Origin of the sequence: Eubacterium sp. AF19-12LB, assembly GCF_003479125.1 — a bacterium.
GTDB lineage: Bacteria > Bacillota > Clostridia > Lachnospirales > Lachnospiraceae > Eubacterium_U > Eubacterium_U album.
Genome location: NZ_QUGP01000007.1, coordinates 73,555 through 94,894, shown reverse-complemented (window position 1 = coordinate 94,894; position 21,340 = coordinate 73,555). Strand labels below are relative to the sequence as shown.

General features: G+C 32.6%; 23 protein-coding genes. 3 read left to right on the top strand and 20 right to left on the bottom strand.

Going from position 1 to position 21,340, the window contains the following annotated elements:
- Window positions 1-292 precede the first annotated feature (292 nt).
- The 9 genes from DWX29_RS08560 to pcrA form a co-directional block, all read right to left on the bottom strand.
- Window positions 293-730 carry a DUF4274 domain-containing protein gene (locus DWX29_RS08560; RefSeq protein WP_158574524.1) on the bottom strand — a complete coding sequence of 146 codons (438 nt, stop codon included), beginning with the start codon at window positions 728-730 and terminating at the stop codon, window positions 293-295.
- A 14-nt stretch (window positions 731-744) separates the two neighbouring features.
- Window positions 745-1,245 carry an AHH domain-containing protein gene (locus DWX29_RS08555; protein WP_158574523.1) on the bottom strand — a complete coding sequence of 167 codons (501 nt, stop codon included), beginning with the start codon at window positions 1,243-1,245 and terminating at the stop codon, window positions 745-747.
- Complete coding sequence (locus DWX29_RS08550; protein WP_118565631.1) at window positions 1,238-1,795, bottom strand: DUF4417 domain-containing protein; 558 nt, start codon at window positions 1,793-1,795, stop codon at window positions 1,238-1,240. The genes DWX29_RS08555 and DWX29_RS08550 overlap by 8 nt, the downstream gene beginning before the upstream one ends.
- Window positions 1,796-1,954: 159 nt before the next feature.
- The gene (locus DWX29_RS12685; RefSeq protein WP_118565630.1) at window positions 1,955-2,140 is read right to left on the bottom strand and encodes a hypothetical protein; all 186 of its coding nucleotides are present in this window, start codon (window positions 2,138-2,140) and stop codon (window positions 1,955-1,957) included.
- 219 nt (window positions 2,141-2,359) lie between these two features.
- A complete protein-coding gene (locus DWX29_RS08540) occupies window positions 2,360-2,911 on the bottom strand; it encodes a Bsp6I family type II restriction endonuclease (RefSeq protein WP_118565629.1) in 552 nt (183 codons plus the stop codon).
- Window positions 2,911-3,822, bottom strand: coding sequence for a hypothetical protein (locus tag DWX29_RS08535; RefSeq protein ID WP_118565628.1), 912 nt, complete (start codon window positions 3,820-3,822; stop codon window positions 2,911-2,913). The genes DWX29_RS08540 and DWX29_RS08535 overlap by 1 nt, the downstream gene beginning before the upstream one ends.
- A 42-nt stretch (window positions 3,823-3,864) precedes the next feature.
- The gene (gene rlmD, locus DWX29_RS08530; protein WP_118565627.1) at window positions 3,865-5,526 is read right to left on the bottom strand and encodes a 23S rRNA (uracil(1939)-C(5))-methyltransferase RlmD; all 1,662 of its coding nucleotides are present in this window, start codon (window positions 5,524-5,526) and stop codon (window positions 3,865-3,867) included.
- 335 nt (window positions 5,527-5,861) lie between these two features.
- Window positions 5,862-6,104, bottom strand: a complete 243-nt coding sequence (locus tag DWX29_RS08525) for a hypothetical protein (RefSeq protein WP_022088953.1) — start codon at window positions 6,102-6,104, stop codon at window positions 5,862-5,864.
- A gap of 66 nt (window positions 6,105-6,170) precedes the next feature.
- Window positions 6,171-8,429, bottom strand: a complete 2,259-nt coding sequence (pcrA, locus tag DWX29_RS08520) for a DNA helicase PcrA (RefSeq protein ID WP_118565626.1) — start codon at window positions 8,427-8,429, stop codon at window positions 6,171-6,173.
- A gap of 173 nt (window positions 8,430-8,602) precedes the next feature.
- Here pcrA and DWX29_RS08515 point away from each other — a divergent pair, with 173 nt between their 5' ends.
- Entirely contained in the window at window positions 8,603-9,229 is a 627-nt protein-coding gene (locus DWX29_RS08515) for a DUF1836 domain-containing protein (RefSeq protein WP_022088955.1), read from the top strand.
- Window positions 9,230-9,400: 171 nt separating this feature from the next.
- Here the strand turns inward: DWX29_RS08515 and DWX29_RS08510 are convergent, their stop codons facing one another.
- The 5 genes from DWX29_RS08510 to DWX29_RS08490 all read right to left on the bottom strand — a co-directional run bounded on the left by DWX29_RS08510 (window position 9,401) and on the right by DWX29_RS08490 (window position 14,153).
- The gene (locus DWX29_RS08510) at window positions 9,401-9,694 is read right to left on the bottom strand and encodes a YerC/YecD family TrpR-related protein (RefSeq protein WP_022088956.1); all 294 of its coding nucleotides are present in this window, start codon (window positions 9,692-9,694) and stop codon (window positions 9,401-9,403) included.
- A 100-nt stretch (window positions 9,695-9,794) separates the two neighbouring features.
- Entirely contained in the window at window positions 9,795-11,645 is a 1,851-nt protein-coding gene (locus DWX29_RS08505) for a glycoside hydrolase family 16 protein (RefSeq protein WP_118565625.1), read from the bottom strand.
- A gap of 195 nt (window positions 11,646-11,840) precedes the next feature.
- Window positions 11,841-12,710, bottom strand: a complete 870-nt coding sequence (gene hslO, locus DWX29_RS08500; protein WP_118565624.1) for an Hsp33 family molecular chaperone HslO — start codon at window positions 12,708-12,710, stop codon at window positions 11,841-11,843.
- Between the two features lie 57 nt (window positions 12,711-12,767).
- Window positions 12,768-13,511 (bottom strand): class I SAM-dependent methyltransferase, encoded by a 744-nt coding sequence (locus tag DWX29_RS08495; RefSeq protein WP_118565623.1) that lies wholly within the window; start codon window positions 13,509-13,511, stop codon window positions 12,768-12,770.
- 129 nt (window positions 13,512-13,640) lie between these two features.
- A complete protein-coding gene (locus tag DWX29_RS08490) occupies window positions 13,641-14,153 on the bottom strand; it encodes an SEC-C metal-binding domain-containing protein (protein WP_022088960.1) in 513 nt (170 codons plus the stop codon).
- Between the two features lie 452 nt (window positions 14,154-14,605).
- Here DWX29_RS08490 and DWX29_RS08485 point away from each other — a divergent pair, with 452 nt between their 5' ends.
- Window positions 14,606-14,794, top strand: coding sequence for a hypothetical protein (locus tag DWX29_RS08485; protein ID WP_118565622.1), 189 nt, complete (start codon window positions 14,606-14,608; stop codon window positions 14,792-14,794).
- Window positions 14,795-14,935: 141 nt separating this feature from the next.
- Here DWX29_RS08485 and DWX29_RS08480 read toward each other — a convergent pair whose 3' ends face one another.
- Window positions 14,936-16,210, bottom strand: coding sequence for an adenylosuccinate synthase (locus DWX29_RS08480; protein ID WP_022088962.1), 1,275 nt, complete (start codon window positions 16,208-16,210; stop codon window positions 14,936-14,938).
- 311 nt (window positions 16,211-16,521) lie between these two features.
- On the opposite strand from DWX29_RS08480, the gene DWX29_RS08475 reads away from it, so the two are divergent.
- Entirely contained in the window at window positions 16,522-17,205 is a 684-nt protein-coding gene (locus DWX29_RS08475) for a TIGR00266 family protein (RefSeq protein WP_022088963.1), read from the top strand.
- A gap of 224 nt (window positions 17,206-17,429) precedes the next feature.
- Here the strand turns inward: DWX29_RS08475 and DWX29_RS08470 are convergent, their stop codons facing one another.
- The 5 genes from DWX29_RS08470 to thiS form a co-directional block, all read right to left on the bottom strand.
- Entirely contained in the window at window positions 17,430-17,846 is a 417-nt protein-coding gene (locus DWX29_RS08470) for a PH domain-containing protein (RefSeq protein WP_022088964.1), read from the bottom strand.
- Window positions 17,847-17,970: 124 nt separating this feature from the next.
- Entirely contained in the window at window positions 17,971-18,594 is a 624-nt protein-coding gene (locus DWX29_RS08465; RefSeq protein WP_022088965.1) for a thiamine phosphate synthase, read from the bottom strand.
- 130 nt (window positions 18,595-18,724) lie between these two features.
- Window positions 18,725-19,861: a 2-iminoacetate synthase ThiH gene (thiH, locus tag DWX29_RS08460; RefSeq protein ID WP_347497671.1), complete on the bottom strand. Its 1,137-nt coding sequence runs from the start codon at window positions 19,859-19,861 to the stop codon at window positions 18,725-18,727.
- A 106-nt stretch (window positions 19,862-19,967) separates the two neighbouring features.
- On the bottom strand, window positions 19,968-20,738 hold the full coding sequence (locus DWX29_RS08455) for a thiazole synthase (RefSeq protein ID WP_117910033.1): 771 nt from the start codon (window positions 20,736-20,738) through the stop codon (window positions 19,968-19,970).
- Between the two features lie 215 nt (window positions 20,739-20,953).
- Window positions 20,954-21,148 carry a sulfur carrier protein ThiS gene (gene thiS / locus DWX29_RS08450; RefSeq protein ID WP_118565620.1) on the bottom strand — a complete coding sequence of 65 codons (195 nt, stop codon included), beginning with the start codon at window positions 21,146-21,148 and terminating at the stop codon, window positions 20,954-20,956.
- Window positions 21,149-21,340 lie beyond the last annotated feature (192 nt).

Genomic DNA, 21,340 nt, shown 5'->3' with positions numbered 1-21,340 from the left:
AATTAAATATGGCAACAAATGAGGTGTGATGTCTTTTGCAAGATACGCATTTGTATATACAATTGCATCTTGTTAGGAATTCTCCTAAAACCTTTTACCAAAAGTTTACACCGTAAAACAACAGTTTTTTCATAATTATTACTTAATCCTTGGGACTTCGGGTCCCAGGGTTGTCCTTTTTTCTTTGATTCTTAACTAATATTTATCGTGTGTCCTTTCTGCGTTTTTATACATTAACCTAGATATATTGTGACAAATATCTTTGATTATCTTTGTTTTAAAACACTATTAATTATAAATCAATATTGCAATCTATTCCGCTATGGTTTTCTAAAAAAATTGTTTCTTTATCATCTATTACTTTTTTTAGCTTGAATACCTGTATTTTTGTAAGCGGAACCTGAAAAGCTATATCCTTGTTGACAAAACTTTTCATTATTATTTTTGAATGCAAATTTTCAATAAATATCTTCCATTCTTCCATATTTGTATCCACTGTTTTTTCCATTAAATATTTAAATCCATCAGCTGCATAAAAAATATATAATGCTGTACTCATTGAACAATTAGAATTATTAATTATTATGTTTGGTATTTCAAAACCATTAGACCAATTGTAATTATACGCATACAACTGTAAATCTTCTGCATCGCTACATTTCATTAAATAATCCATTGTTCCCTGTATGTCTTTATTATAAATTAATTCTGATATTAATTCTTTTTTCACCTTGCTACATCCTTTCATTTTAGTTTTTCCATTTGTTTATTCCATAATTCTATTGTCGCTCCTTCAGATGAATAGAGTGGTAAACCTTTCTCCTGCAACTTTTTCAAATTATGCTGTAACCTTAGTACTTTTCGTTGAATAGAAACATAACTTCCTTCTGTCCCTATCTTATCTAATTCTTGCCTAACAAACTGTGAATAGACAGAATGATATCCTCTATGCCTTGATTTAACACTGATATCTTTACTTGGAACTCGTAAAAATATACCATTACTCGCATCATCTGGATCCATTCCAATTTTTTGAATCACCGGATGATTTTTAATATCAGATGGGATAATATGTTGTGCCTGATATCCCGACCATTTTGTTTCTTTTGATACATTCATCTCAGCTAACATATTTTTTCCAAGTGTTAATGATTTTCCTCCTGTAACAACTCCATCTTTGCCTGGAATAATACGTGTTTCCACAACAGCTATGCCGTCAAAAAGTCCACTATATCCTTTACTCATTTGACTCACCTCCAGCATAAAACCTTGCAGTTTTGCTTTGATAAGTCACTATACGAATCCCTTTTTCCCTAAGTCTATCAAAACAAGCATAATTTGATGAGCCATAAACAAGAATTACTTTGGGCTTTAATATGAATACCATTTCATCCAACCATGTCTCAAATGTAGAACGGTAGTACAATTTTTTTACATCACTTGCAACCGTTCCTATCGCCAAAATACTATTCTGTGATATTCCATCAAAACAATATTCCCAGCTATCAACCAAATCACCACGAACATTATTTATAACCTGTTTTCCACATAATTTCCCATACCAATATCCAAATGCTCTCATACGATATGTATTCCATCGTTTCAAAGGATCTGGAAAATCATAATATGTTAAAAAATCAGGTGTAATAATTCCTGCGAAATGCTTTAATATTTTATATGCTTGCTTGTTTCGGAACCAAATTCCACATGTTGAATCAAACTTATAATCATCTTCATAAAAACAAACAAATACATCTCTAACAAAAGCTTTGTTACCTTTTCTTTGTTCCTCCAACTTTTCATAGTGGTACTACAATAATATTATTAACATAAGTGACAAATCAATTTTTTCAAACATCCAATTCGTAGCATATTAGAATTTATTTATATCATAAAAAAAGCAACAGCTGTACTTTGTTACCAATTTTTCTCGAATCTTAATCGTCTATTAAAACTAGCTAAACCTCTTGTCAATATTTCCATAGTATGTAGCCAAAATAACATTTATTTCATCAACATCCGCTTTGACTTCAATATGGTATTTTGTATCAGAAAGTTCGAACACAATCACCGCTGTATCAAATAGAGATAACTTTTTTAACAAAAGCAGTATATTAATCTGTTTTATCATATTGAGCATTTAATCTTCTCTGTAACTCCGATTTTATTCTAAATGTCATCGCTAAATTTGCCTTTTCTCAGTCAATTATAAACTTCTTTCCATCCATATCCGTCCCCCCAACGCATTCCTTTATTAGTAACCTTGTTATTAACTGAAGACAAATGTAACTCATACATTTCTATTTCATCCTTTTTACATTCACAATCATATTAAATCTCTATATATAAACAATTATCACTAAAACAACGAGAACTCCCTTTTCTCTCTATATATTCCGCGCTCAATTAGTTCCTTAATAACACTAATACGTGGTCTAACTCCTCGTCTATCATACATATATCTACCAAAATGTTCTGATTCTTCAAGTATCATTTGAATATCAATATCATAAACTTCAAAATAACAATCTTTCGGTGATTCATTATAAAATTTCACAAAAATCAATCTATCCCATTTAATTACCGATGAGAAACTTGAAAAATCGGTTCGTCCTGTTGCATACTTTATTTCAATACGATTACTTCCTTCTGGAGCATTAGGATCAAAGCAGTCAAAGCCAAGACGCATGTCATCAATTTTCCAATATCCCATCTTATATGCTACTAGTGCCTCTACAAATTCTGGTGGTAAAATACTTGGTCTACCACCTATTTTCTTTATTTTTTCATTCAAATTCATCCAGTCAGAAAACAACTTTTGTAATAGGAAAATATCCTCTTTTTCATATTGAATTATATTTACAGGGATTTCTCTTTCAGGAATCTCTAAAAACTTCTCTTTTCTTATCATTATACTTCCTCCTTATCTGAAGATATAAACAATAAAATGCACAATAATTCTAAATATCTCTGTATAACATCTTGATATTTATTATACGTTTCTTGCAAACAATTTATCTTTGTACATGTTATAACCAAAACAAACTCTGTAGAATCATCAACTATCAGTGGTATTGCCAATATAGAGTGATACTGTCTATTTTCATTTAACTCAACAAATGGGACATCTGGTCTTCTATTATTTATATCACCACAATAAATAACTCTTTTTTCACAAAATGCCGTTCCAACCAAGGACTCTTTATCTAACCTCAACTTATTTATCGTCCCAGGTGAATGTTTAGTAGACACTAAAATCGAACATAAGTCTTGCCTATCTTTTCGAAAAATGCTTGTATTCATTTTTGCCGTTTTTGAAAATACATCATCTCTGAAAATATATTCTATTTCTGAGATTAATGTTTGTAATTCTGTATTTTCACATTTTTCGTTATTCTTTAACGAATATAATATCTTTCTATTAACTGAATTTGTATTTATGTAATATTCACACTTATTTTTGAATAGTTCCAACTCTTGTTCTAATCTTTCAATTTCTTGCTCTATGTCATCCCTTTCGTGCTCTACATCTGATATTCTTTCCTTTAAAAATTCCATAGATTTAATCAATTCTTCTTTTTCTTTCTTTAAATCATCTATTCCTAAATTTTCAATCTTTTCATCATAGTACTCTTCTTGTTTTTTAATCTTTCTATTTAAACTAATAATAATCACAACAAAAACAGAAACAATTAGAGCAAATACTATACCTATGACTAAATGTATATTGTCTTTTTGAAAAGCATATAATATTCCATTGGCAATCATCTGAATAACTAAAACACCTATTCCACCAAAAACATCTGTTTTTTTTATATCCATATTTCCTCCTTGTGTGATGTGAACTTTCATTTACAACCGTCTTTATATTTTAAATCTTCCAAAATGTTTCAGTGCATCCCTAATTGCCTTTTCCTTCTCTATCGGACACTGAGGCTGTCTACTTCCTTCCGACTTTGGCAGATTATAATTTTCTCCAACCTCTATCCCACATTTCCTTTTTATCTGTGAAATATATAGATTCGAAACCTTCAAACCATATATCTTAAGCACATAATTCTTAATCTCCTCATAAGTTGCTTTACTTTCAGCAGATGTTACATCTATTTCATCCATATCCACCGTTACTTCGATATTATCCTTTGCATCAGAAAGTTTGGACAACAGCGCCACCGTCTCCACATGCACGGTCTGCGGGAACATATCTACCGCACACGCTTTTTCAACCCTGTATCCCTGCTCCTGTAGAATTACTAAATCCCTTGCAAGACTCGTTGGCTTACAGCTAATATATACAATTCTGTCTACGCCGAAATCAATTATCTTTTGTAAAGCCTTTGGATGAATACCATCCCTTGGTGGGTCAAGAACTATTAAATCCGGCTTGTCCTTAATATCATCAATGACCTTTAACACATCCCCTGCAATAAATTCACAGTTATTAAGTCCGTTTAATTTAGCATTCTCTTTAGCAGCTTCTACCGCCTCTGCAACAATTTCAACACCTACAACTTTTTTTGCAACAGGAGCAAGAATCTGTGCAATTGTTCCTGTACCGCTGTAAAGGTCAAATATCATTTTATCATTAGTGCTTCCAACATACTCTCTTGCCTTTGAATAAAGAGCTTCAGCCCCTAAAGAATTTGTCTGGAAAAATGAAAATGTCGAAATCTTAAATCTAAGTCCCAATAATTCTTCATAAATTACATCTTCACCATAAAGTACTCTTGTCTCATCACTTTGAACCACATCAGCCAAACCATCATTTATAATCTGGAGCACACCTTTAAGTTCACACTCCAAATGAATTTTACATAACTTATCAATTAAAATATTATAATCTGCCGCTGCCTCACCGTTTGCATCCGATGTTGTAACAATACTCATTATAATCTGATTTGTCTTTACACCACGTCTAATAACCAAATGTCTAAGGTATCCTTCGTGTCTCATTTTATGATAAAATTTTACATTTCTTTCTGCAAAATGTTCTAATACACAAGTCAAAATTTTGTTGTAATCTTTATTTACAATTTTACATTCCTTTGCCGTAACAATATCGTGGAAACTGTCTCTTTTATGTAATCCCAATGCCAAAGGGCCATCTTTATATTCATCTCCAAATGAAAATTCCATCTTATTTCTGTATTCCCACTGAACAGGGCTTTTGAGGATTCCTTCAAATTCATAATCTTTATTTGTAATTACTCCATCTAAAATATTCTTAACCATTTCTTTTTTCAAATTAGTCTGATTTTCATAATCCATTGTCTGGTAAGAACATCCGCCACAATCCGCAAAATGTGGGCAAAGTGGTTCTGCATTTTCAAGTGGTGACTTTTCAAGCACTTCTTTTAAACGTCCAACACATTTGCCTGAACGCTTCTTTGAAACTACAAAACTTACTTTTTGGCCCGGAATAGTTCTTTTAACTAAAGCTACACCTTTCTCACCACAATCTACTGTTCCTTTATTTGGAAAATCTATTTTCTCTACCACTCCCTGGTATTCCATTCCTTTTTTCATTTATTTATCCTCTATCTGCTAATATTTTAATGATGCCAGGGGCACAATATGAGCATAAAAGTGGGATAATTCCCACGATATGCGAATATTGGATAGGATTGTGAGAGTGCATAGCACGGAACAATCCGTAGGCATCAAAATCACTAATTTTAATCTCACATGAGCTTGCTCATAATTTGGTTCTTTTGCCTCAAACATCATTACAAAATAAGTCCACATACACAATTCGGTCAAATGCTATACATTCCAATTGTTATATGTGGACTTAACTTATTCATCGGTTATTGTTTAAAAAACAAATCTACATGACCTGCCATTCACTATGGCGTAACGATTTATTCTTCCACAAAATCACTTTCATCTTCTTCATCATCTTCAAATAAATCATCGAAATCATCTTCAAAGTCATCATAATAATCTTCTGTAATTTTATTGTAAATTGCATAAGCTACTCCGGCAATTGCTGCCACTACTGCAAGCACTCCAAGTACGATTCCAACTATCTTAACTACGTCAGACTTCTTTTCTTCTTTGCCAATAATCTTGCCAATCTTAACTCCCTTGATTAATTCGTCCATATCCGTACTCCTTTCACTACAAGTTATATTTCATAAGAATAGTATATCATTTTAGTGCTGTTTTTACTACAGTTTTTTAAGTTTTGCAAATGAAGCCATCATAATTTTCTGACCTGCTTTGTCAAATGCTACCGTAACCTGATAATCTTTTGGGCCATCCTCAATATTAAGCACTGTTCCTTCACCAAACTTAATATGTTTAACTCTGTCTCCAACTACATAATCAACCGGCTGTTTTGTAATTGTAAATGATTTACCAAATGCAGGTTTTGTGCTAGGTTCACCATACGAAGTTTTCTTAAATGGCTTATTTCTAAATGCATTCTGACTTGCTCTGCTCGCATTTCCAAATTCCTCTTTCTTAGGAATCTGTCCTGCTGCGACTCTGTCTGTTACATTTTTACTATTAATAAGCTGTGTTGGTATTTCCTTTATAAATCGTGAAATAATATTATATCTTGTTTCTCCATGAACCATACGTCTCTTTGCATAACTAATTACAAGATTTTCCTTTGCTCTTGTAATTGCAACATAACACAGACGTCTTTCTTCTTCAATTTCACTTTGGTCTTCGGCACAAATTGCTGAAATTCCCGGAAATAATCCTTCTTCCATTCCACATAAAAATACATTAGGAAATTCAAGTCCCTTTGCACTATGTATGGTCATAAGGACCACATAGTCACTATCCTCATCAAGACTATCTATGTCCGCTACCAAAGCAACGTCTTCAAGAAATCCTGCCAAATCCGGATTTTCTGTTGTTGATTCATATTCTACAACCTTACTTATCAATTCTTCTATGTTCTCGATTCTTGCCTTGCTTTCGTCTGTATTTTCCAAAACGAGTTCTGTCACATATCCTGTATCTTCAATAATCTTATCTACTAATTCTTTTATTGAATGCTCCTGACTGTACTCTCTTAATTCTTCAATAAAATCAGTAAATTTCTTAATCTTTGCTGAAGCTCTGCTAAGTTCAGGATTCATATATGCAAGTTCTAACGCATTATACAAATTAATGTCATGGTCAACTGCATATGCCTGCGCCTTTCCAATAGAAGTAGCTCCGATTCCTCTCTTTGGAACATTAATAATTCTTGCTACAGCAATATCATCCGTAGAATTATTTACTGTTTTCAAATAGCACAAAATGTCTTTAATTTCTTTACGCTGATAGAAATTCTGTCCGCCGATAATCTTATAAGGAACATTTGCCAAAAGAAGTTTTTCTTCTAATGTTCTTGACTGAGCATTAGTTCTATACAGACACGCAAAATCACTATACTTATAGTCTCCTGCATTCACTTTTTTTCTAATTTCTTTTGCAACCATATTAGCTTCATCATAAGCATCTTCCGCCTGATACAAATCAATCTGCGTTCCTTCTTCATTGTCACTCCACAATGTTTTGTCTTTTCTTCCCTGATTGTTTGCAATTACTCCATTTGCGGCAGCTAAAATATTCTTTGTAGAACGGTAATTCTGCTCTAACTTGATAACACGTGCATTTTCAAAATATTTTTCAAATGAGAGAATATTTGTAATATTCGCTCCTCTAAACTTATAAATTGATTGGTCATCATCGCCTACAACGCACAAATTTCTATATTTTGATGCAAGAAGGCGAATCAACTGAAACTGTGCTGTATTTGTATCCTGATACTCATCTACCATAATGTATTTAAATCTTTCCTGATAATAATCCAGCACATCTGGATATTTCTTAAATAATTCTACTGTTTTTACAATCAAATCATCAAAATCTAAAGCATTATTTTTCTTAAGCTGAACCTGATATTCAAGATAAATCTTAGCAACTGTATTTTCTCTCAAATCACCTTTTGTTATCTCTATTGCACGTTCAGGACTTATGAGTTCATCTTTATAGGAAGAAATCTTTCCTGCCACAGCTCTTTCTTTGTAAAATTTAGAATCTAAATTCATTCTCTTTACAATATCTTTTATCAGACTCTTCTGATCATCTGCATCGTAAATTGTAAATCTATTATCATATCCTAAAAATTCAATATGTCTCCTCAAAATTCGTACACATGTAGAATGGAATGTACTTACCCATATCTGATCAGCACCAAATCCAACTATGTTGTTAATTCTTTCACGCATTTCTGATGCGGCCTTATTTGTAAAAGTGATTGCCATAATATTCCATGGCGAAACACCCTTTTCTTCTATAAGATAAGCTGCTCTGTGTGTAAGCACTCTAGTCTTTCCACTTCCTGCACCGGCAAGAATAAGCAATGGACCTTCCGTGTGAAATACAGCCATCTGCTGCATATCATTTAATGTATCATATCTGCTCATAAATATACCTTTTCCTTATTTTTATAATCCACTTAGGCAAATTTTTATATACTTCTGCTATCATATCATATTTTCTAAAAAAATCGAACATATTTTCTGCTATTTGTAATAAATTTTATTTGTAGTTTTCATTACTATGTATTATAATATTTTTTGTACATAAGGAGGTATATATGGAAAGTGATAAAATAATTGAGTCTATATTAAACGACTTTAACTCATTTAACATAGACGATATACCAAACATTGATTTATATATGGACCAGGTAACAACCTATTTAAATAATAAATTTGAGGGAAGCAAACGTAACGACGACGACAAGCTCTTAACAAAAACCATGATTAATAATTATGCTAAAAGTCGTTTATTACCACCTCCCGAAAAGAAAAAATATTCCAAAGACCATTTAATTCTTTTAATGATGATATTTTATCTTAAAAATATTATTTCAATTAATGATATTGATACGGCCTTGTCCCCATTAATTAAAGATTATTTTAATGATGGAAATAATAGTCTTGAAGAAATTTTTAAATTATTCATTCAATATATGAAAGATACTGACGATAATCAGTCGATTATTGATGCGTACGTAAAATCCAATGAGTATTTTTCAAATTTGGATAATGAAGATAATAAAGAATATTTGCAGACACTTACGCTAATTGCGACTTTGACTTACGAATGCCTTGCAAGAAAAATGATTATCGAAAAGTTGATTGACTCTCTTCCAAAGGAGGAAAACTCAAAAGATAAATCTGACAAAAATAAGAGTGATAAGAATAAAACTGATAAATAGTAGAATTTAGTGTAACTGTATTTTAAAAGCCTTAAATTTTGTTTCTAATTCAAAATTTAAGGCTTTTAATTTGTATAAGGTAAGACCTTATTTATGAAACTGAATTTTCAAAAAGCGAAGTGTTAATTACTTTAATATTAAATACTATCTTCTAATCCAGAATGCTCAAAGCTAATCATCATATTTGGCTCTCTTTAATACCATATCATAACCATCATTACCATAATTAAGAGATCTGTTAACTCTGCTGATTGTAGCTGTTGATGCCCCTGTGTCTTCTGAAATCTCTAAATATGTCTTTCCTTCTCTAAGCATCTTAGCCACTTCAAATCTCTGTGATATTGATAATAATTCATTTATGGTACATACATCTTCAAAAAATGTATAACATTCTTCCTTTGTTTCCAATGATAATATAGCTGCAAATAAATGATCTACTTCCTTTGTTCTAACTGACTTACTCATAAATTGCCTCCTGTGCTATCTTTTTCTCTTTCACATTTTAACACTCTAAAGTCTGAAAGTCCAGTTATTTCTTATATTATTTGTCCTAATAATGATTTTTCTATTTAACTTTTACTTTTTTACTCTTGCTCCATTTTCCGTAAATTTTCTTTCCATCCTGTTTTATGTAAGCTCTGACCTTAAAATAATATTTTTTATTTGAGCTAAGTTTTTTAAAGTTATAAATATTCTTTTTTATCTGCTTTGTGTTATAGCCATAATATTTTTTATTTGTACTATATTTGATAACATAGCCTGTAACATTAGTCTGCTTTTTAATAATTATTTTTACGCTTCTCTTCTTTTTGCTCTTTGCACTAATTATTTTAGTTTTACTATTCTGAATCTGCTGTATAGAAATGTTATCAATATTATTTACATCAGAAACATTGTTAGTTATGTCTGTGTTATTTATATTACTGTTATTTGTTTCATTATTACCGGCATTTCCATTATTAGTTGTGCTGTTGTTTCCACTATTTCCATTATTAGTTGTGCTGTTGTTTCCATTATTAGTTGTGCTGTTGTTCCCACTATTTCCATTATTAGTTGTCGTTTCTGCATAACTTGGGTCAGGAATTACTGCCGTTGTTGAAAATGATAAATTCGTTATTTTTGCACTAAAACTTCCATTCTGAACCATTGGATCCCCATCACTTCTTCCAAATCCAAATTTCAAATCAAGCTTTCCTGCATAATCACTTGGTATGCTCACTTTTTTCTCATAGTTATATGGCCGATTTTTTACCAATGTAATGTATTCTCCACTAATTGACTCTTCATCGTCTCCTGCAATTTTTACAAATACTTTTTTGCTTTCAGTTGAAACTAATGTACATTTTAATACGTAATCATTTCCGGCATAGTATTTTAATCCTTCTATATTCGCCTGAGCACTCCACTGACTATCACCTTGTATTATTCCTGCATCTGTTACATTTATAGTAACCCCATCAGTTACCTTAGCTCCATTACCAATTACATTTCCATAAGTTCCACACCATGTTTGTCCAAAGAATGAAGTCCATGCACCTGTATATTCACCTATTGCATCCTGGTTAACTGTAATTGTTGGACCTGTATATTTTGTTGATTCCTTCTCAGGCTTCTGATAAACCCTTACCCAGTCAACTTCCATTGTTGCAGGAAAACCATTTTGATTAATATTATATCCTGGGAGTTGTCCACCTACAGCAAGATTTAATATAATAAATTGAGCTTTTCTAAATTCCTCCATTTCAGACTGTGTTGAAATGGTATATCTTTCATATACATATCCATCAACATAAAATGCAGCACTATTCTCATCCCACTCCATTCCATATGTGTGCCATTGGGTTCTATCGCCTACATCATATGTTTTTCCTTTTGTATCAGCCTGACTATTTTTATATGACCAATGAAGATTTGCAAATACCGTATTATTATCATTTATTGCTTCCATAATGTCCATTTCACCACATTTAGGCCATCCTACAGAACTATAATTTGCCCCGAGTGTCCAAAAAGCCGGCCAAATTCCTGAAAATCTTGGAAGTTTCATTCTAGCTTCAATTTTTCCATATTTAAATTCCTGTTTTCCTTTAGAATTAATTCTTCCTGAAGTATAACTTTTACCACCATAGTTTTCTTTTCTGGCAGTAATCTTTAATGTGCCATCACTAACCTGAATATTGTTTGTACGGTCAACATAATACTGAAGTTCATTATTTCCTCCACCATTACCGTTAACTTCTACATTCCAATTATTTCTATTAAGCTCTGTACCATCAAATTCATCACTCCACACCAACTGGTATTCTCCGTCGGCCTTTACATCTTTTGTACTTTCGTTTCCAACAATATACATTCCACTGAACGCAATTGTTGCAGCGCACAATGACGCCATACATTTTCTAAACCACTTTCTCATATTTCTTTTCTCCTAAATCATTTTCTCTTTTTATGATATATGTATATTTAAACAAATGAAAACGTTTTTTACAATATTTTTTGTTAATTTTCACCTATTTTCTTACAAATTTGTTTACTTATATAAATAAAGACCTAATATTTACAATTTTACTTTTGCAAACAATAGGTCATAATTTATTTACTAAAAACTTTTTTACAGTAATTTTTTTAATTCTTCAACACTAAAATTATAATTTGTGTTACAGAAATGACAATTCACTTCAATGTCCTTACCCTCATTAATCATATCTTTAATTTCAGCCTTGTTAATTCCCATTAATGCCTTTGTAACTCTCTCTTTACTGCAGTTGCAATAAAACTGTGTTGGCACCTTATCCGTTATTTCTACGCCTAAATCTCCTAATACAAATTCTAAGATATCTTCCGGTGTCATCCCTTTTTCAAGCAAATCTGTTACAGAAGTTATCTTAGCTATTTTTTCTTCTAACGCAGATATTACTTCTTCTTCAGCAAATGGCATAAGCTGTACTATAAATCCGCCTGCCTGCTTTACTGTGTTATTTTTTTCCATCAGAACACCTAACGCTACTGCTGAAGGAACCTGTTCTGATGTAGCAAAATAATATGTTAAATCTTCTGCAACTTCACTTGTACCAAGTGGCACCTGACTTGAGTATGGTTCTTTCAATCCCATGTCCTTAATTACAGTCAATGTTCCATATCCAATTGCAGCTCCGACATCTAATTTTCCTGCATAATTCGCAGGGATGATTACATTAGGATTGCCTACATATCCTTTTACATTTCCATGAGAATCTGCTGTTACCGTAACTCCATTTATCGGTCCGTCGCCTTTCATCATAAGTGTAAGGATATCATCATCACCCTTCATCATAACTCCCATCATCGCTCCTCCGGTGAGAAGTCTTCCAAGAGCAGCTGTAGCAACAGGACTTGTATTGTGATGCTGTCTTGCTGTCTCTACTATATTTCTTGATGTAATTGCAAATGCCCTAATCTGATTATCAGCCGCCATTGCTCTTACAATATAATCTTCACTCATTTAATTTCTCCTTTATTTTTTATTCTATATTTCATTTCCTCGATTGTTTTTCTATTTTTACTTATTTGCTCTGGCAATCACATAAACCCTTTCCTGATTATCATTTGCCAGATTTTTAGTAAATGCCTCATACGCCGTTATATATTCAAGTCCTGCTTCCTCTAAAGCCTGACGTATTTCTTCTAAATAATATGCTTTCTCGTAATGATTTTCCGTAAATTTATCATATCTGCCATCTTCGCCCTGAACAAATATCGACAAATTATATTCGTTTATACGTTCTTCTTCGTAAAATGTGTTTTCCCAAATAAAGCTACAGTCGTCTCTGTCTTCAGCTATTACCGAATCTCCAATCTGTTCAAATTTTCCAACCGTATTTAAGTCAAATATGAAAATTCCACCCGGGTCTAAATAATTTCTTACGAGTTTAAATGTTTCTACAACATCTTCATATTCAGTGAGATAATTAAGCGAATCGCAAATGCTTACAACTGCAGCAACTGTTCCATATAATTCAAATTCTCTCATATCCTGGAGCAAATACAATATAGATGTATCGTCACCTCTTTTTTCCATCGCTATATTAAGCATTTCCTGAGAGTTGTCTACTCCAATCATGTCATAACCATTATTTGCAAGAATCTCTGTTATATTTCCTGTGCCACAACCAAGGTCTAATACAATTCCATCCTTCACTTCATATTCATTTAATAATTCTATTAAATATTTGCCCCATTCCTCATATGGAATATTATCCATTAATTCATCATAAACTGCGGCAAATCCGGTATAAGCCTCCATATTTTTCTCCTAAAAATTAAGGTTTCTATAAACTTTAAACTCCATACTTATATTATTCTTAAATTTCTACTGTCAATTTTCTATATAATAAACTAAAGCGGCCAAGCTAACAGCCGGACCGCCCTATAATTATCTTCCACAACAGAATTTGTATTTCTTTCCACTTCCACATGGGCATGGATCGTTACGTCCAATCTTCTTTTCCTTAACGATTGTTCCTGACTTTTTCTGTTCTCTATATAATTCCTTCTGTCTTTCTGGTGTAAGAATGTCATTCCATTCTTCTAAGCCGTATAACCAATCTGCCTTAGCTTCAACCATGTTCTTGTATAACAATTCAGGATCATATTCAAGACTTACTTCTGTATCTTCTTCAAATGTATCAATTGGGTTAGATACCTTTAAGCTATCATTAATTCCATCTAAAAATCCTACCATTGTAAGTACTTCCATATTGTACTTATCAGCAAGTTCTTTAATAGTTCCTTTTACTACAACATCTTTGTTTCCAAGAATATCTTTGTAAACTTCTTTTTCCTGAACAAAATATGCATCCCAAAATGCGTCAAACTGCTGCTGAGTCTGATTCTGATTGTAAGCAATTTCTCTCCAAGTTTCTAATAAGTATTTTTTCTCTGCCATTACGCAAATTCCTCCATAACTTAACTTTTGTCATGATGTAATATACGATAAAAGAATCACAAGAATGTTCACAAACTCTTTATTCTCATAATATCTGAAATCATTTACCTCATCATCATAACTGCTACTTTATTTTTAAATTAATTTGTGTAAACAAACTACGCATACTTTAGATATTATACGAATAATTGAGAATAATTGCAATAAAACTTTTTATTGGATTTTTTCATATCTTTAGATTTATTTTCAGGTTTTCATTTATTTTTCCTATTATTTAATTTTTCATATTAACTTTTTATAAAATTTGTCTTATTAACTATTTATATGTTTTTTCTTTTTAATATTTTTTTACTTCCCCCGTACTTTTATTTTTTGACATCTTATTCTATAATACAAAAGTATTTGTGTACAAATAAACAATATTACTTCTCAAATGTTAAAGGAGCGTTCTTATGGATAAATTAAAAAAATTTTTAGTTTTTGCTACAATTGGAATCCTTGCTGTTTTAATTATTGCCTGTCTTGTTTTTGCAATAATGGGAAATAATTCAGCATTTATGGCTTGTGCATGGAGCATCGTTGTTCTTCCATGTTTGATATATGCTATTTTACTGATAGCTAAGGTTTTAGGTGGGAAATAATGGCAATGTGCCATCTGTACTCATAGACCTTCGGTCTATTTCGTCAGTGGCTTCGCCACATACAAAAATAGAGAGAGATACTCTCTTGTGAGTAAACTCACATCGTGTATCTCTCTCTATTTTTGTGCGATGGCTCATTGCCTATCTGTATATGATTTCATGTCTTCCCGGACCATTTGATACCATTGTGATTGGTACTTCTAATTCTTTTTCTATAAATTCAATGTATTTACGGCAGTTTTCCGGAAGCTTGTCATATTCTGTAATTCCTCTGATTTCTTCTTTCCAACCTGGAAGTACTTTGTAAACAGGTTTTGCTTTTGCAAGCTTTGCTGTTACAGGGAAGTCTCTTGTAACTTCTCCATCTATTTCATATCCTACACATACTGGAATTTCATCTAAATATCCAAGTACGTCTAATACTGTAAGTGCAACTTCTGTAGCGCCCTGCATTCTACATCCGTATCTTGAAGCAACTGCATCAAACCATCCCATTCTTCTTGGACGACCTGTTGTAGCTCCGAATTCACCACCGTCACCACCACGGCGTCTAAGTTCATCTGCTTCATCTCCAAATATTTCACTTACGAATTCACCTGCTCCTACTGCACTTGAATATGCCTTAACAACAGTAATAATATCTTTAATTTCATATGGTGGAATACCTGCTCCAATTGCACCGTATGCTGCAAGTGTTGAAGAAGATGTAACCATTGGGTAAATACCAAAATCAGGATCTTTTAATGAACCTAACTGTCCTTCTAAAAGAACTGTTTTGCCTTCTTTTAATGCATTGCTGATAAATAATGATGTATCAGCAACATATGGTTCAACGATATCTCTGTACTCATGTAATGTCTTTAATAATTCTTCAGGGTCAATTAATGGCTTGTGATACATATGTTCAAGCATAACATTTTTCATTTCTGCTACTCTGTATACTTTTTCCTTTAAAATGTCATCATCAAACAATTCTGAAACCTGAAAACCAATCTTTGCATATTTATCTGAATAAAATGGAGCAATACCTGACTTTGTTGAGCCAAATGACTTTCCTCCAAGTCTTTCCTCTTCGTATGCATCAAAATCAATGTGATATGGCATAAGAATCTGTGCTCTGTCTGAAACAAGAATGTGTGGTTTTGGAACACCCTTTGAAACTATTTCATCTATTTCTTTCTGAAGGTATGGAATATTGAGTGCAACACCATTACCGATAATACATGTTGTATGCTGATAAAATACACCTGATGGAAGTAAATGTAATGCAAATTTACCATAGTCATTTATAATTGTATGACCTGCATTGCTTCCTCCCTGAAATCTAACGATTATATCAGACTTTTCACCAAGCATGTCTGTAATTTTACCTTTACCTTCATCGCCCCAGTTGGCACCTACTATTGCTCTTACCATTTAGTATCCTCCTAAACTTTGTACCTGGTAAATAACTGTTTACCTGTATTAGTCAAACTCCTAAAATATGGTTTACATAACTAAAGCCCGTGGTTTGACCACATACATTATACTATCTAACTGCAAAAAATGCTAGTAAATGTTTATAAACCTTATAAATTTCTTAATCTGCATCCGTTTCTTACATATTATCGGTAAGTATATGCTATAATACTTTTAAATGTCAGATAAGATTTTACAAATATCTAGCACATAACAGTTCATATATTAAAAAGAAATACAAAATATAAACATATATAAGGAGGATTTTTATGAATTACCGTATTGAGGGAGATACACTCCCAGTTGTAATTATGAACTTGGAAGCCGGTGAAAGCATTATTACCGAAGGTGGTGGAATGTCATGGATGTCACCAAACATGTTAATGGAAACAACTACTAATGGTGGAATTGGAAAAGTACTTGGAAGAGCATTTTCAGGAGATACCTTATTTCAAAATATTTACACAGCCCAAGGTGGTCCCGGTGAAATTGCTGTTGCTTCATGCTTTCCGGGTTCTATTAAAGCATTTGAAATAACTCCAGGCAATGCAATGATCTTACAAAAATCTGCATTCTTAGCTTCATCACGTGGAGTTGAACTTTCTATGCATTTTAGAAAAAAATTAGGTTCAGGTTTATTTGGTGGTGAAGGCTTCATCATGCAAAAGGTTGCAGGCAACGGAATTGTATTTGCAGAATTTGATGGTCATGTTGTTGAATATAATCTTGAAGCAGGTCAACAAATTGTTGTAGACACAGGACATCTTGCAGCTATGTCTGAAAGCTGTCAGATGGATATTAAGACTGTTCCTGGCGTAAAGAACATCTTATTTGGTGGCGAAGGAATTTTCAATACATATATTACAGGTCCTGGAAGAGTATGGCTTCAGACAATGCCTATTTCAAATATGGCATCTACACTTGCCCAGTACATCCCAACATCTTCAAAATAATTTTTGTTTAAATTAAAAATATAAACATAAAAGCACCTACCTTTTACAACTATAGTGTATTATGCAAATTCAAATCTAAAATTTGAAATTGTTTCACGTTTGTTGAAGGATAGGTGCTTTTTATTTATAATTCATTATCTCTAGATTGAATTTTACAAAATAATTTTAACTTTCTTGATTTTATATGACTATGATTTCTCATTATTCAACTTCATGTCATCATATTAATTCTGTAAATCCATGTCATCATCCATTGAATCATTGAAAAATTCATTTCCTCTGATACGTTTTTTATCTCTCTGTTCATCTACATTATCAGAAAGCAAATCTCTTACCTTTACAGCCTCCTTTATAGGTCCAACAATAAAATTAGTTGCTGATTTATCAGCTGAATCACAGAACAATTTGCCAACTCCAAACATTCTTTCCCAAAGACTTGCCTTATATGTAATGTCTGTAATTCTGTAAAGCATGATTTCATCTTCTTTAATGTTTAAAAATCCGCTTTTAATAATAAGTCTCGTATCTGTAAGTGTATATTTTGTAAATGAAATTGGAAGTCCAAATATTGTTCTTTTCTTATCTGACCACAATTCCTTTTCTGCGCTTCTTCGTCCGTTTTCTTCTATTACTCTGCTCATAATAAAACCCTCATTTCTATCTTTGTTATTAATTACTCATTTTATTTTAATAAAATTTCTGTAATATGTAAACTAATTATCTCCTGATAGTCTTTCTCATTTTTTTAATCAACTGGCAAAATCTTTATTCCATATCTTCTAATTTCAGTTTCATCATTCCTGACATTATACATCCGCCTGCTGCCCCACAATCTGTAATTAACTTTATTTGTTCATCTGACAGCTTAATTCCCCCAATTGCATAGACCGGAATGTTTACCGCTTGACACACTTCTTTTAAAAATTCTAATCCTCTTGGTGGAACACCTTTTTTGCAATCTGTTGCAAATATATGTCCTGCACTTATGTATGTCGCACCTAGATTTTGTGCTTCAATTGCTTCCTCTACCGAATGAACCGAAGTCCCTATTATTTTAAATCCTGATAAGCATTTCTGATTTTCTCTAAGTTTAAAAAGAGGCAGATGGATTGCATCACACTCTAACTTTTTTGCCACATTAGGATAAAAATGTAATATGCACTTAACATTATTTTTTTTGCAAATATCAAGTATCTCATTTGCAAGAGTCATATACTCATCCTCCGGCAAATCTTTTTCTCTCAAAATTATAGCTTTTGGATGAAATTTGCATACTATTTCTACCTGCCTGGCTAATGACTTTTCGCTTAAATGTCTGTTTGTAACGCATATAACTTTATCATTTATATATCCGTTTTCTTTGATTTTATTTTCATATGTGTCACTCATAAACTTCACCTACCACAAAAATAAACTCTCTTAACTTCCACTTGTTATACATAACAAATTTTGTGTGTTATGCATAATAAGCATTTATAAGTTTTCTTACTTTTCTAAAATAGCTCATAAACTCCATCTGCTATACATAAATATAGTCACTCATTACAGGTTGCATTCCGACCTTTAATAAATCGTTATAGATTTCATCAACCGAACGTCCGTCAGAGATTTCAAACTGATCATCACCTTTATCTTCAATATCCTTTGCATGACTTCCAATTCCTGTACTAACGCCGGCTGAAATCTTAGTAGCAGCTATCTGGACAAGATTATCTCTGACTCTTGCACATTCTCTTGTTGATACTGTTATGCTGGCAAATGGCATAAATAATCTGTATGCGCATACAACCTGCAAAAGCTGAGTCTCGTGAACATCCATAGGATTAATTCTATCGTTATTAATAATCGGTCGCAATCTTGGACACGAAAACGCAATCTCTGCATGTGGATATTTTCTCTGTAAAAGATATGCATGATATCCTGTAGCAAATGCATCTTTTCTAAAGTCATCAAGTCCTAAAAGTGCACCGAATCCAACACCTCTCATGCCACCTTTTAATGCTCTCTCCTGTGCATTCACTCTATATGGGAAAATTCTCTTATGCCCCGCTAAATGCAAAGTTTCATATTTGTCTGAATTATAAGTTTCCTGAAATACCGTAACATAATCAGCTCCACATTCATGCAAATATGCATATTCGTCTGAGTTTACAGGATAAATTTCAAGTCCGATTACCTTAAAATATTTTCTTGCTATTTTGCAGGCATTTCCAATATATTCAACTGTTGATTTTGCACGGCTCTCCCCTGTTAAAATCAAAATTTCCTGAAGTCCTGTATCAGCGATTGCCTTCATTTCCCTATCTATTTCTTCATCATTAAGGCAAGCTCGTTTTATTTTATTATGGCAGTTAAATCCGCAGTAAATACAGTAATTTTCACAATAATTTGCAATATAAATTGGTGTAAACATATAAGTGCTGTTTCCAAAATGTTTTCTTGTTTCTATCTGTGCTGCCTTGGCTATCTCTTCAATAAATGGAAGCGCTGCCGGTGATAGTAACGCCTTAAAATCCTCAACACTTCTTTCTGTATTGTTAAGTGCTCTCTTTACATCATATTCTGTATATTTGTCATAGTCATAATTGTTCATTTCACTAACTACTTTATTCATTATCTCTGAACCTATGTTTTCCATTCCCGGCAAATATTCCATATGATTAATTCTATTTTTCTTCTGGTCTTCTAAAATCTGTTCGCTTAAAATACTCTCATTTACATGATTGTTATTCTGTTCATTTTTCATTTTTTAAAGCCTCCTGTTAATCATGCAAGAATCCTGTTAATGGTGATGATGCACTTGCACCTTTTTCTATAGTTTGTCCAAGTCCGGCTAAATATGCACTTCTTCCGGCCTCAATTGCTTTCTTAAATGCTTCAGCCATAACTTCCACGTCTCCTGAAGTAGCAATTGCCGTATTTGCCATTACAGCAGTAGCTCCCATTTCCATTGCCTCACACGCCTGTGAAGGTCGTCCAATTCCTGCATCTACAATAATTGGCAAATCAATTTCATCTATAAGTATCTGGATAAAATCTTTTGTTGCAAGTCCTTTATTTGAACCAATTGGAGCTCCTAATGGCATTATGCAGGCTGCCCCTGCTTCTTTTAACGCCCTTGCTGCATTCAAATCAGGATACATATATGGCATAACAACAAATCCTTCTTTTGCTAAAATTTCTGTTGCTTTAATCGTCTCATAGTTATCCGGAAGCAAGTATTTAGAATCATGAACTACTTCTAATTTAACAAAATTGCCACATCCCATTTCTCTTGCCAGACGTGCAATTCTTACTGCTTCATTTGCATTCCTTGCTCCTGATGTGTTAGGTAATAAAGTAACATTGTCCGGAATGTAATCCAGTATATTTGCCATTCCACCTTCATTTGCACGGCGAAGTGCTAATGTAACAATCTGTGTCTGTGCTTTTTCAATACATGCTTTAACTAAATCAAGAGAAAATTTTCCTGATCCCAAAATAAAACGAGATTCAAACTCATGTCCTCCAATTGAATATGTATCCTTATTCATAATGTTCCTCCTTTAACACTGCTTCTAAATCAAAATCTTAACTCTACAATATTCTTAAAATAAATGTTGCAATTACCTATCGCTATAATTATTCCTGCTTAAATGTCACAGTTTCCTATCGCTATAATTTTTTCTGCTTAAATGTCACAGTTTCCTATCGCTATAATTTTTCCTGCTTAATTAAGCAGATTAGCCTGACATATTATATTTTCAAATCAGCCTCCACCCATAAAAGTTAGGATTTCAAGGCAGTCATCGTCTTTTAAGTATGTTTTTTCATACATATTTTTTGGCAAAATCTTTTCATTTAATTCAACAACTATATGTGCCTGAACATATCCGTTTTTTTCTAAATACTCGCTTACTGTAGTTGATTTATTCAAAACAAAATCTTTTCCATTTATCTTCATTATTTTCCTCCTTCCATATCACTAGCCAAATAAAAAAGGAGTCCACAAAGAAACTACACCCGTGGTGGTGTACCCCTTCATGAACTCCTGTTCAATCTCAACTGTACAATATTTAAATTTAAATTATTTTAATTTAATGATGTCAAAATTGTATGAATGCTTTGTATATTATCTCCTACAAGCCACACTTTT

Coding starts and splice junctions, on each gene's coding strand:
- DWX29_RS08555 (WP_158574523.1), bottom strand. CDS start 1,245: ATGAGTAAAGGATATAGTGGACTTTTTGACGGCATAGCTGTTGTGGAA.
- DWX29_RS12685 (WP_118565630.1), bottom strand. CDS start 2,140: ATGCTCAATATGATAAAACAGATTAATATACTGCTTTTGTTAAAAAAG.
- DWX29_RS08495 (WP_118565623.1), bottom strand. CDS start 13,511: ATGGAGGCTTATACCGGATTTGCCGCAGTTTATGATGAATTAATGGAT.
- DWX29_RS08510 (WP_022088956.1), bottom strand. CDS start 9,694: ATGAGTAAGTCAGTTAGAACAAAGGAAGTAGATCATTTATTTGCAGCT.
- DWX29_RS08455 (WP_117910033.1), bottom strand. CDS start 20,738: ATGAATAAGGATACATATTCAATTGGAGGACATGAGTTTGAATCTCGT.
- rlmD (WP_118565627.1), bottom strand. CDS start 5,526: ATGAAAAAAGGAATGGAATACCAGGGAGTGGTAGAGAAAATAGATTTT.
- DWX29_RS08525 (WP_022088953.1), bottom strand. CDS start 6,104: ATGGACGAATTAATCAAGGGAGTTAAGATTGGCAAGATTATTGGCAAA.
- DWX29_RS08535 (WP_118565628.1), bottom strand. CDS start 3,822: ATGGATATAAAAAAAACAGATGTTTTTGGTGGAATAGGTGTTTTAGTT.
- DWX29_RS08470 (WP_022088964.1), bottom strand. CDS start 17,846: ATGAGCAGAGTAATAGAAGAAAACGGACGAAGAAGCGCAGAAAAGGAA.
- DWX29_RS08475 (WP_022088963.1), top strand. CDS start 16,522: ATGAATTACCGTATTGAGGGAGATACACTCCCAGTTGTAATTATGAAC.
- DWX29_RS08490 (WP_022088960.1), bottom strand. CDS start 14,153: ATGGCAGAGAAAAAATACTTATTAGAAACTTGGAGAGAAATTGCTTAC.
- thiH (WP_347497671.1), bottom strand. CDS start 19,861: ATGGAATATTTGCCGGGAATGGAAAACATAGGTTCAGAGATAATGAAT.
- DWX29_RS08505 (WP_118565625.1), bottom strand. CDS start 11,645: ATGAGAAAGTGGTTTAGAAAATGTATGGCGTCATTGTGCGCTGCAACA.
- DWX29_RS08465 (WP_022088965.1), bottom strand. CDS start 18,594: ATGAGTGACACATATGAAAATAAAATCAAAGAAAACGGATATATAAAT.
- hslO (WP_118565624.1), bottom strand. CDS start 12,710: ATGAGTGAAGATTATATTGTAAGAGCAATGGCGGCTGATAATCAGATT.
- DWX29_RS08485 (WP_118565622.1), top strand. CDS start 14,606: ATGGATAAATTAAAAAAATTTTTAGTTTTTGCTACAATTGGAATCCTT.
- DWX29_RS08480 (WP_022088962.1), bottom strand. CDS start 16,210: ATGGTAAGAGCAATAGTAGGTGCCAACTGGGGCGATGAAGGTAAAGGT.
- DWX29_RS08515 (WP_022088955.1), top strand. CDS start 8,603: ATGGAAAGTGATAAAATAATTGAGTCTATATTAAACGACTTTAACTCA.
- thiS (WP_118565620.1), bottom strand. CDS start 21,148: ATGAAGATAAATGGAAAAGATTTTGTTTTGAATAAATCAACTACAGTA.
- pcrA (WP_118565626.1), bottom strand. CDS start 8,429: ATGAGCAGATATGATACATTAAATGATATGCAGCAGATGGCTGTATTT.
- DWX29_RS08540 (WP_118565629.1), bottom strand. CDS start 2,911: ATGATAAGAAAAGAGAAGTTTTTAGAGATTCCTGAAAGAGAAATCCCT.